We start from the raw sequence: 10,466 nt of genomic DNA, 5'->3' as shown, positions 1-10,466 counted from the left end.
GTCCACGACGCGACGTCCGTCTTGACCATGGCGGTCAGGTCCTCGCCGACGCTGCCCAGCTCGGTGGCGACGTTCTTCCACGTCTCCGACTGGGCGGCGATCTCGTCGGCGTTGCCGGTCAGGCCGTTGAGCGCTTCCTTGAGCGGGCCGACGTGTTCGATCAGCCAGCCGACCCCGGCGGCGAGGATCGCCCCGAACGGGTCCATGGCCATCGACAGCGCGTCCAGGGCGGTACCGACCGCGCCCATCGCGACCGAGGCCCAGTCGCCGCTCTCGATGGCCGACTTCAGGTCGGCCGCCGACTCCAGCAGCGAAATCCCGGAGTACGCCTTGGTCGAGTCCTTGGTCTCCGCGACCAGCGGGTTGCCCACTTCGCGACCTTCCTGACGCCCCGGCGAACTTTTATCAAACTTTCAAGCAAGCCTGGCCGAAAACTAGCAGCGGAGGGGCGGACCGGGAACCGCCTGCCCGAAAATCCGGTGATCCCTGTCCCGGGCGGGCAATGTCACCGCACGGGCCGGCCGTCCAGGAAGAAACCGCCGGTCGGGCCGTCGGCGGGCAGGGTCGCGGCCCAGGCGACGCCGAGCGCGGCCTCCGCGGGCGAGCGGTCGTCGGGGTCGTCGCCGCGCTCGGGGTGAGTGGCGACCGAGCCGGGGTCGACGGCGTTGACGAGGATGCCGGTGCCGCGCAGCTCGGCGGCCAGCGACGCGGTCAGCGCGTTGAGCGCGTACTTGGCCAGCGCGTAGCCGGGCGACCGGACGCCCTGGGCGAGGCCGGCCCCCGCGGCGATCTGCGTGGCGGCGGCGCTGGAGACGTTGACGATCCGGGCCGCGGGGGCGGCGCGCAGCAGCGGCAGGCAGGCCTGGACGACGGCCCAGGCGCCGAGGACGACGACCGTGTACGAGGTGCGGGCCTCGGTCAGGTCGGCGTCGAACAGGGACGTCGTGGCGAAGTCGGGCATGGAGGCGGCGTTGTTGACCAACACGTCGAGCCGGCCGGCGGTGGTGCGGACGGACTCGGCGCAGGCCGTGACGCCGGCCGGGTCGGTGATGTCGAGCCGCACCGCGTCCGCCGAGAGTCCTTCGGCGACGAGCTTCGCGGCCAGCGCGCGCGTCCGGTCGAGGTCCCGGCCGGCGAGAACGGCGTGGTAGCCGCGGGTGGCGAGCTCACGGGCGATGGCGAAACCGAGGCCCTGCGGCCGGCTCGCGCCGGTGACGAGGGCGACCTTGTTTTCGTTCATGACACCTACTGTAGGGAGTCCCTACAATTGTGCCAACCCGCTTTTTCCCGGTAGGGTCGTGGCCATGACCGACCGCCCCCGGGCGCTGCTGCGCTGGCCCACCTACCTGATGGGGCGGCTGCACCGCGCCGGTGTCGGCCGGATCGACGAGGCGCTGGCCGGAACCGAGGTGGCCCTGCGCGACTACTACGTCCTGGTCTGCGTCGGCGAGTTCGGCCCGCTGGCCCAGCAGCGCGTCGCCGACCGGCTCGGCCTGGACCGCAGCGACCTGGTGAAGGTGCTCGACCGCCTCGAGACCGCGGGCCTGGTGCTGCGGGAACGCGACACCGAGGACCGGCGCCGGCACGTCCTCACCCTGACCGAGGACGGCCGCGCCGCGGTCGCGAAGGTCGACGACGTCTCGGCCGCGGTCACCGGCGAGCTGCTCTCCGAGCTGAGCTCGGCGGAGCAGGAGACCCTGCACCGGTTGCTGCTCAAAGCTTCCGGAGAGCCGCCCGCCTGACGCCGTCAGCCGTTCTTGATTTTGGCGCGACGAGCCTCTGCGGCGTCGCGGCGCTCTTCGAAGCGGGCCGCCTGGGCGTCGAGGGTCTTGAGGAAGGCGGCCAGCTCGTCGCGGGCGGCTTCGCCCTCCGGGCCGAGGCCGGTCAGGTCGAAGATCTTCCAGTAGCGCAGCAACGGCTGGACGACGTCGTCGTGGTGGATGCGCAGGTCGTAGATGCCGGCCTTGGCGATCAGCGCCGCCTTGCGGGCGAAGCTCGGGATCACCGCACCCGGCATCTCGAACGACACGACCTCGTCGGTGATCGCGCGCATCATGGCGTCGGGGGAGATCTCCAGCGAGGCCTTCACCAGGTTGCGGTAGAACACCATGTGCAGGTTCTCGTCCGTGGACACCCGGGCCAGCAGCCGCTCGGCCAGCGGGTCCTGGGTGTAGCGGCCGGTGTTGCGGTGCGAGATCCGGGTGGCCAGCTCCTGGAACGAGACGTACGCGCAGACGTGGAGCAGCGGCTTGTCGCCGGTCTCGTAGCCCGCCTGCATCGTCTCCATCCGCATGCGCTCCAGCTCGACGGGGTCGACGGCGCGGGTGACCAGCAGGTAGTCGCGGATGCAGATGCCGTGGCGGCCCTCTTCGGCCGTCCAGCGGTGCACCCAGGTGCCCCACGCGCCGTCGCGGCCGAAGGCGCGCTCGATCTCGCGGTGGTAGCTGGGCAGGTTGTCCTCGGTGAGGAGGTTGACCTCCAGGGCCGTCCGCGCGATCGGGGTGACCCGGGACTGCTCGGGGTCCCAAGCCTCACCGCCGAGCTCGGCGAAGTCGCGTCCCTGGCTCCAGGGGACGTACTCGTGCGGCATCCACTCCTGGGCGATGGCGAGGTGCCGGTTGAGGTTCTCTTCGACCGTCCCTTCCAGCTCGTACAACAGGCGCGTGCTTTCGGGAACCGGCATGGGGACGTCCTTCCGTACCCTACGCAACCGTAACTTACGGTGCCGTAGGTAACGATAACGGACGGAGACCCCGCCGAGTTTCCGCAGCGGCGGGTTTGTGACGCAGTCGACCGCCGGCGGTCCCGGCTGCCAGACTGCGGCAGCATGACCGGACGGGAGTGGGGGAAGGCAGGCCGGCGGGCGGTGCGGGACGCCGTCGGCCCGCGCGCGCTGCCCCGGGTCGTGGCGCGCTCGCCCGCGCTCCGCCGGCTGCGGGCCGTCGCGGTGACGGGACTCGGGTTGTGGGCCGGGTTCGTCGCGTTGCTGACGGCGCCCCGGGAAGCCGGCGGCCCGCTCGCGGTGCTCGTCGCGGTCCTGGTCGTGGTCCCCGCCTTGACCGCGCTCCGGTCGCCGATGTGGGCGTGGCGGCTGCTCGTCGTGCTGGTCGTGCTCACCCCGGTGCTCATCCCCGGCACGACCCGGCTGTGGGGCTGGCCGTGGTCGCCCGGCCTGGCCCTGACGGCCGCGCTCGTCCTGTTCGTCGTCGCGACCGCCCACGAGCAGGCGGTCCTGTTCGTCGTCGCCGCGGTCACGAGCCTCGCGATGGCGTGCTGGGTCGGTGACGTGCGCGACCTGGCGCTGCTGGTGGCCATGGTGACCGTGGTGCTGGTCGTCGGCAACGCGGTGCGCCAGCGGCGGGTCGCCGAACGCGACAGCGCCGAGCAGCACCGGCGAAGGGCCGAAGAGGCGGCCAGGACCGCGGTGCTGGAGGAACGCGCGAGGATCGCCCGGGAGCTGCACGACGTCGTCGCGCACCACATGTCCGTCCTCGCCGTGCGCGCCGACTCCGCGCGCTACCGCTTCGACGCCCTGCCGGCCGACGTCGCCACCGAGTTCGCCGAACTGACCGAGACGGCGCGCAGCGGCATGACGGAGATGCGCCGCCTGCTCGGCGTGCTGCGCACCGAAGACGGGGCCGGCCCGGACACGGTGCCCCAGCCGCACGCGACGTCGGTGACCGGGCTGGTGGACCGCGTCCGCGCGCTCGGCACCCCGTGTGACGTCCGGATCCGCGGTGCCTTCGACCGGGTGCCCGCCGGGGTGGGGCTGTCGGTGTACCGCATCGTGCAGGAGGCGCTGAGCAACGCCGTCCGGCACGCGCCCGGCGCCCGGATCGACGTGGACGTGCTCGTCGAGGCCGGCTCGGTGCGCGCGGTGGTGCGCAACGCGCCCGGCGGCGCGGGGGCGGCCGGCGACGGGACCGGGCACGGCCTGATCGGGATGCGGGAACGCGCGGCGATGCTGGATGGGACGCTGGTGACGGGCCCGACCGCGGACGGCGGGTTCGAAGTCGCGGTGCAGCTGCCGCTCGGCCCGGAGGAGGACCGGTGATTTCGGTGGTGATCGCCGACGACCAGACCATGGTCCGGCAGAGTTTCCGGGCCGTCCTCGCCGCGCAGGACGACATCCGCGTGCTCGGGGAGGCCGCGAACGGCGTCGAGGCGATCGCGCGCTGCGCCGAGCTCCGGCCGGACGTCGTGCTGATGGACGTGCGGATGCCGGAGCTGGACGGGCTGGCGGCCGCTCGGCACATCCTGGCCGGGCCCGGCGGCGCGACCCGGGTGCTGATGCTGACGACCTTCGACGCCGACGAATACGTCTTCGGCGCGCTGCAGGCGGGTGCCAGCGGCTTCCTGCTCAAGGACGCGCCCCTGGACGACCTGGTCACGGCGGTGCGGGTGGTGTCGGCGGGCAACTCGCTGTTCGCGCCGTCGGTGACCCGGAAGCTGATCGGGGAGTTCGCCGCCCGCGGCGAGCGCGACGTCGCCGGTGCCAGGGCGAAGATCGACCGGCTGACCGACCGCGAGACCGAGGTCCTGCGGCTGGTGGGGCGGGGTTTGTCGAACACCGAAATCGCGGAGACGCTGGTGATCGCCGAGCAGACCGCCAAGACGCACGTCAGCCGGGTGTTCGGGAAGCTGGGGGTCCGCGACCGGGCCCAGGCGGTCGTCGCCGCCTACGAGGCCCGGCTCGTGGTGCCGGGCCAGTGATACCCCGGTAGCACCCCGCGGGCCGGAAACAGTACCGCCGCACGACGACTTCCCGCGCCGTCCCGGCCATCGTGGCGACCATGAAGATCGTGCTCCGCCCGGGTGCCGCCGTCGCGGTGGCCGCGGTGTCCCTCGCCGCCGTGGCGGTGCTCTGGTGGCTGCTCGACCGTCCACTGGGGATCGATTCCGCGGTGTACCGCGCGGCGGGGTTCGCCGTGTCGCACGGTGAGCCGCTCTACGCGCCGCTGTCGGACCTGCCCGGGTGGGCGCCGGAGCTGCCGTTCACGTACCCGCCGTTCGCGGCGCTGGTCTTCGTGCCGCTGGTGGCCCTGCCGGCGCAGTTGTGCTGGGGTCTCGTCGCCGTGGCTGCGCCCTTCGCGGTGTTCCTGGTGCTGCGCGAGTTCACGGACCGCTGGTGGCTGGTGCTCGTGGCGTTCGGCCTGCAGCCCGTGTGGCAGTCCGTCGGGCTGGGGCAGCTGAACCTGGTGCTGATGGCCATGGTGGTGATCGACGTCCTGCGCCTGCGCGGTTCCCGGTTCGGCGGTGTGCTCATCGGGCTCGCGGCGGCGGTCAAGCTGGTGCCGTTGATCTTCATCGGGCACCTGCTGCTGACCGGCCGCCGTGCCGACGCGGCGCGCGCGGCCGGGACGTTCGCCGCCGCGAGCACGCTCGGCGCGGTGCTGCTCCCGGGCGACTCGGTGCGGTACTGGACGTCGGCGGTCTACAGTGGACACTTCGCGGAGATGAAGGCGTGGGTGGGCAACCAGTCGTGGTCCGGGTTCCTGGCGCGGACGTGGCCGGAGTGGCCCTGGCTGCTCGGGTTCGCCGTCGTGTTCGGGGGCGTGGCCGTGCTGCTGGTCCGGTGGCGGCACCGGGCGGGCGACGACGGCGGCGCGCTCCTGGTCACGGCCGGGTGCGCGCTGGTGGTCAGCCCGATCTCGTGGACGCACCACTGGGTCTGGATCGTGCCCGCGCTCGGCTGGCTGCTCGCGGCCGAGCGCTTGCGGAGTGCGGCGGCGCTGGCGATCCTCTTCACCGGCTGGACCGTGGCGGTGGTGCCCGGCGGGCAGGGCCGCGAACGCCACTGGACGGTGTGGCAGGCGCTCGCGGGCAACGCGTACCTGCTCACGGCGCTGGCGGCGGGGCTGTTCCTGCTCGCCAGACTGGCCCGGTCGGCGGGCGGCCGGTATGCGGCCGCCCGCCGGAGGAAGGTCTCGGGCGCGGGTGTGTCCGGCTGAGTCGCCCGCGGTCAGGTGCGGAGCAGGCCGGTGAGCTCCGTGAGGTCGCCGAGCTTGGCGGCCGCCCGCCCGCCCGAGGCGGACCTCGGATGCGAGCGTTCGCGGCCGAGGGAGTCGCCTGCGGTCAGGTGCGCAGCAGGCCGGTCAGTTCCGAGAGGTCGCCCAGCTCGGCGAGGCCGTACGTCAGCTCCGTGATCCGTGCGCTGACCTCGGCCGGGAGGACCCGGGCCGCGTTCAGGCGGAACTTTGTCGCCAGCTCGTCCGCCGACAGCGGGTTCTGCGGCCCGCCGCGGTTGGCGTCGACGCGTTCCTCCAGTTCACGGCCGTCCTTCAGGCGCGCGCGCAGGACTGCGGGGAACTGGTGGGGGAAGATCTCGTCGCACCGGGCGTCCGGGACGCAGTGGACCTTCGTCGCCAGCTCCAACCGTGCGGGGTCCGCCGCTGCTTCGTCGGTGAAGTCGTCGTGGAAGACGCCGAGGCCCCCGCCGCCCAGCAAGCCGGCCGCCACCGTGTACGGGCCCGAGAACGCCGCGTGGTAGCCGGACTTCGGCCGGGTCTTGTCCTCGCGCGGCTCGGCGATCGTGCGCAGCACCGCCGTCGGCGCGCCCAGTTCGAGGTGCTCGATCTCGGCCGGGTCGACACCCCGGGAACGCAGCCGCCGCGCCGCGTCGATGCCCGCGTGCGTGAAGTGGTTGCAAGGGTAGGGCTTGAAGAAGATACCCGGCAGTTCCCATCGCTCGCCCAGGCCGTCGACGATCGCGTCCACATCGGACTGGTCACCGCAGAAAGCCTGCAGCAGCCCGAACCGACCTTCCAGGACCGTGGGCGGGCCGGTGATGCCGTGGCGTGCCATGCCGGCCGCCGTCACCGCACCGTGGGCCGCCCAACCGCAGTGGATCCGCTTCACCGTGCCGCCGGTGCGGTTCGCCTCCAGCAGGCCCGAGCCCATGCTGGCCGCGATGCCGATCGCGTCGGCGATGCCCTCGGCGTCCACATCGGACAGCATCGCCGCGGCCGCCGCCGCGCCGAGGGCGCCGCAGATCGCGGTCGCGTGCAGGCCGCGTTCGAAGAACACCGAGTTGCCCAGTTCCTCGTCGTAGCCCGCCATCCCGAGCCGCACGGTGATCTCGACGCCGACGCCGATCGCGTCCAGCAGCTGGGCGCCGGTCGCGCCGCGGGATTCCGCGACGGCGAGCGCGGCCGGCACCACCGACGCCGACGGGTGCAGTACCGAGGGCAGGTGCGTGTCGTCGAAGTCGAGCGAGTGCGCGAGGGTGCCGTTCAGCAGGGCCGCGCTCGGCTCGGGCAGCCGGTCGCCGGTGCCGATCGCCGTCGCCCGGCCGGTGCCGCCCCACTCTCGCACCAGCGCGCCGACGGCCGCCGCGGGACGCTCCGAAGTGGCGGCCAGGCTGTTGCCGAAGACGTCGAGGACGCGCCGCGCGGCGTCGTCGCGCAGTTCCGGGGGCAGGCCCTTGGCTCGCACCGACGTCGCGAACGCGGCCAGCTGCTGCACGATCGTGGCGGTCATGCGCTCACCGCCGCGAGGGGACGCACGGGGGAGCCGGTGCCGCCGACGATCCGCAGCGGCGCCAGCACGAACGCGAACTCGTGCACGCCTTCGACCGCGACGGCCTCCAGGTTCAGGTGCTCCATGATGAAGATGCCCGACTCCACCAGCAGGATCCGGTGCACCGGCAGCACGGCGTGCCCGGCCCCGGCGGGGATCTGCTCGTAGGCCGTGGTGTCCGCGCCGGTCGCGACGACGCCCCGCGCGGCCAGCCATTCCGCCGCCGACGTGGTCGCGCCGGGGACGCCGGTCTCCTTGCCCATGTACGTCGTGGGATTGTCGAAGTTCCGCGCCCAGCCGGTGCGGATCAGCGCGACGTCGCCGGCGCCCGGCTCGGTGCCGGCCCGCTTCGCCGCCGCGTCCAGGTCGTCGGCCGTGACGCCGTACCCCGGCTCCAGGGTGGGGACGTCGTGCACGGCAGCCACGTCCAGGAGCACCGCGCGCCGCAGCAGGCCGGGCAGGTTCTCCGCGCCGTGCGTGCGGAACACGCCGCCCTGCTGGGCTTCGGCGGCGTCGACGTCGCCGTGCAGCTTGCCGTCGTGGCTGACGTGCGACAACGCGTCGATGTGGGTGCCGACGTGCCCGCCGGTCACGATGATCTCGTTGGCGGCCGACCCGCCGTCCGGGCGGCGCATGTCGCCGTGGCGGCGGATCAGCGTCATCCGGAACCCGGGGTGGTTCGGCGAGCAGGGCATGTCGGTGAAGAACGGCTGCCCGAGCTCGATCAGCCGGACCCCGCCGGCGATCGCCGACAGCAGCGGATCCTGGGGACGTGTCATGAGTGCTGGCCTTCCTTTTCTGCGGACCCCGCGAGCGCGAGCACCCAGCGGGCACGCGCGACGATCGCGGCGTCGACGAACTGTCCGTTGTGGTCGATCCAGGCGGCCGACTCGTCCGTCGAAAGCCGGTCGAGCAGCTCGCTCGCCCACGCCGTCTCGGCCGGATCGGGCGCGAAAGCCTCGTGCACCACGGGAATCTGGACGGGGTGGATCACCGACCGGCCGAAGAACCCGGCGCGGCGGCCGGCTTCGGTGCTGGTGCGCAGGCCGTCGAGGTCGCGCACCGCGGTCCACACGCTCTGCACCGGGCTCGGCAGCCCGGCCGCCCGCGCGGCGACGACCACCCGGGACCGCGGCCAGGTCAGCGCGTCCCCACCGGCGACCCGCAGGTCCGCGGCGAGGTCGGCTTCGCCGAGCGAGATCCCGGCGACGAGTGGGTGCGCGGTGGCCAGCACCAAGGCGTTCTCCACGCCCAGCGCCGATTCCAGCACCGGGTACACCGGCACACCGAGCGCGTCGGCGACCCGCCGCAGCTCGCCCGGGTCCTCGCACTTGGGCACGCGCACACCGGCCGGGGCAAGCGGCGCCAACGCCGCGATGTCGGCCTCACCGGCCGGGGTGCCCGGCGCGTTGATCCGGACGAACGCGGTCGCGCCGTCGCCCAACGCGTCCAGCACCCCTCGACGGGCGTCGTCCTTCGCGGCCGCGGCGACGGCGTCCTCGAGGTCGATGATCACGGCGTCCGCCGGGCCGGCCAGGGCCTTCGTGATCCGGTCCGGCCGGTCACCCGGGACGTAGAGCCAGCTGCGCATCACTTGATGACGCCTTTTTCGCGCAGCGCGGCCAGTTCCGGCTCGCCGAGGCCGTAGCGGCCGAGGACTTCGGCGGTGTGCGCGCCGAGCGGCGCCCCGGCCGAGGTGAGCTGCCCGGGGGTCTCCGACAGCCGGAACAGCACGTTCTGCATCTTCACCGGCCCGAGTTCGTCGTCCTCCACGGTCGCGATGCTGTTCAGCGCGGCGAACTGCGGGTCGGTCATGACGTCGGCGGCGGTGTAGATCGGCGCGACGGCGGCCTGGGCCTCCTCGAACGCCTTCACGACGTCATCGCGGTCGCGGTCGGCGATCCACGACCCGACGGCGTCGTCGAGCAGGTCAGCGTGCTGCGCGCGCTCCGAGCCGGACGCGAACCACGGCTCGTCGATCAGCTCCGGGCGCCCGACCAGCCGCATCACGCGCTCGGCGATCGACTGGGCGCTGGTGGAGATGGCGACCCAGCTGCCGTCGCGGGTGCGGTAGGTGTTGCGCGGCGCGTTGTTCGTGGAGCGGTTGCCGGTGCGCGGCTGCAGCGTGCCGAGCTGGTCGTAGGCGATGATCTGCGGCCCGAGCAGGGTGAGGATCGGCTCGATGATGGCCAGGTCGACGACCTGCCCGCGACCGGTCTGGTCCCGCGCCCGCAGCGCGGTCATCACGGCGTACGCGGTGGTCAGCGCGGCGATCCCGTCGGCGAGGCCGAACGGCGGCAGCGTCGGCGGGCCGTCCGGTTCGCCGGTGATCGCGGCGAACCCGCTCATCGCCTCGGCGAGCGTGCCGAAGCCGGGCCGCTTGGCGTAGGGGCCGATCTGCCCGAAGCCGGTGACGCGGGTGAGCACCAGGCCGGGGTTGATCTCGCGCAGCACGTCGTAGCCGAGGCCCCAGCGCTCCAGCGTGCCGGGGCGGAAGTTCTCGACGACGACGTCGGCGTCGGCCACGAGCTTCTTGAAGATTTCCTGGCCCTCGGGGGAGCCGAGGTAGAGGGTGATCGCCTTCTTGCCGCGGCCGAGCATCTTCCACCAGAGGCCGACGCCGTCGCGCTGCGCGCCGTGGCTGCGGACGGGGTCGCCCTTCGGGTGCTCGATCTTGATCACCTCGGCGCCGAAGTCGCCCAGCAGCGTCGCGGCCAGCGGGCCGGCGAACAGGGTGGCGGTGTCGAGCACCCGGATCCCGGACAAAGCGCCCGTCATGGGGCTTACCTGCCTTTCTCGTCCGGCGACCCAAGAATCGCTGCTTGTTTCGCCGGGGGGAACAGCTGTGAACGTCGTGTTTCGTGGTGACGTCTCTCCGTGTTCTCCAAGTTCGCACTGATCACGCGTGTCCGTCAAGTTATGCGCAGATGTTGACCTGACGTTGGGCC

11 protein-coding genes are annotated in these 10,466 nt (G+C 73.0%); 4 read left to right on the top strand and 7 right to left on the bottom strand.

Annotated elements, in window-relative coordinates:
• On the bottom strand, window positions 1-371 hold a 371-nt coding region (locus AB0C38_RS42915; protein WP_360684983.1), incomplete at its 3' end, for a hypothetical protein.
• Window positions 372-505: 134 nt separating this feature from the next.
• Entirely contained in the window at window positions 506-1,240 is a 735-nt protein-coding gene (locus AB0C38_RS42910) for an SDR family NAD(P)-dependent oxidoreductase (RefSeq protein WP_360684980.1), read from the bottom strand.
• Window positions 1,241-1,304: 64 nt separating this feature from the next.
• On the opposite strand from AB0C38_RS42910, the gene AB0C38_RS42905 reads away from it, so the two are divergent.
• Window positions 1,305-1,742 (top strand): MarR family transcriptional regulator, encoded by a 438-nt coding sequence (locus AB0C38_RS42905; protein WP_360684977.1) that lies wholly within the window; start codon window positions 1,305-1,307, stop codon window positions 1,740-1,742.
• 5 nt (window positions 1,743-1,747) lie between these two features.
• Here AB0C38_RS42905 and AB0C38_RS42900 read toward each other — a convergent pair whose 3' ends face one another.
• A complete protein-coding gene (locus tag AB0C38_RS42900; RefSeq protein ID WP_360684974.1) occupies window positions 1,748-2,683 on the bottom strand; it encodes an acyl-ACP desaturase in 936 nt (311 codons plus the stop codon).
• A 144-nt stretch (window positions 2,684-2,827) separates the two neighbouring features.
• Here AB0C38_RS42900 and AB0C38_RS42895 point away from each other — a divergent pair, with 144 nt between their 5' ends.
• The 3 genes from AB0C38_RS42895 (at window position 2,828) to AB0C38_RS42885 (ending at window position 5,951) form a co-directional block, all read left to right on the top strand.
• Window positions 2,828-4,054 (top strand): histidine kinase, encoded by a 1,227-nt coding sequence (locus AB0C38_RS42895; protein ID WP_360684971.1) that lies wholly within the window; start codon window positions 2,828-2,830, stop codon window positions 4,052-4,054.
• Entirely contained in the window at window positions 4,051-4,713 is a 663-nt protein-coding gene (locus AB0C38_RS42890; RefSeq protein ID WP_360684968.1) for a response regulator transcription factor, read from the top strand. The genes AB0C38_RS42895 and AB0C38_RS42890 overlap by 4 nt, the downstream gene beginning before the upstream one ends.
• Window positions 4,714-4,793: 80 nt before the next feature.
• Window positions 4,794-5,951 carry a glycosyltransferase 87 family protein gene (locus AB0C38_RS42885; protein WP_360684965.1) on the top strand — a complete coding sequence of 386 codons (1,158 nt, stop codon included), beginning with the start codon at window positions 4,794-4,796 and terminating at the stop codon, window positions 5,949-5,951.
• A gap of 124 nt (window positions 5,952-6,075) precedes the next feature.
• Here the strand turns inward: AB0C38_RS42885 and AB0C38_RS42880 are convergent, their stop codons facing one another.
• From AB0C38_RS42880 to AB0C38_RS42865, 4 genes are read right to left on the bottom strand one after another with little or no spacing between them, the layout of a single operon-like run.
• Window positions 6,076-7,479 carry an MmgE/PrpD family protein gene (locus AB0C38_RS42880; protein ID WP_360684962.1) on the bottom strand — a complete coding sequence of 468 codons (1,404 nt, stop codon included), beginning with the start codon at window positions 7,477-7,479 and terminating at the stop codon, window positions 6,076-6,078.
• The gene (locus AB0C38_RS42875) at window positions 7,476-8,297 is read right to left on the bottom strand and encodes a cyclase family protein (RefSeq protein ID WP_360684959.1); all 822 of its coding nucleotides are present in this window, start codon (window positions 8,295-8,297) and stop codon (window positions 7,476-7,478) included. The genes AB0C38_RS42880 and AB0C38_RS42875 overlap by 4 nt, the downstream gene beginning before the upstream one ends.
• A complete protein-coding gene (locus AB0C38_RS42870; RefSeq protein WP_360684956.1) occupies window positions 8,294-9,109 on the bottom strand; it encodes a CoA ester lyase in 816 nt (271 codons plus the stop codon). Before AB0C38_RS42870 ends, AB0C38_RS42875 begins: the two co-directional genes overlap by 4 nt.
• A complete protein-coding gene (locus AB0C38_RS42865) occupies window positions 9,109-10,296 on the bottom strand; it encodes a CoA transferase (protein ID WP_360684953.1) in 1,188 nt (395 codons plus the stop codon). The genes AB0C38_RS42870 and AB0C38_RS42865 overlap by 1 nt, the downstream gene beginning before the upstream one ends.
• Between the last annotated feature and the right edge of the window lie 170 nt (window positions 10,297-10,466).

Origin of the sequence: Amycolatopsis sp. NPDC048633 (genome assembly GCF_040650695.1) — a bacterium.
Lineage (GTDB): Bacteria > Actinomycetota > Actinomycetes > Mycobacteriales > Pseudonocardiaceae > Amycolatopsis.
Note: the sequence above shows the minus strand (reverse complement) of the source record. Positions and strands in the feature narration are given on the sequence as shown.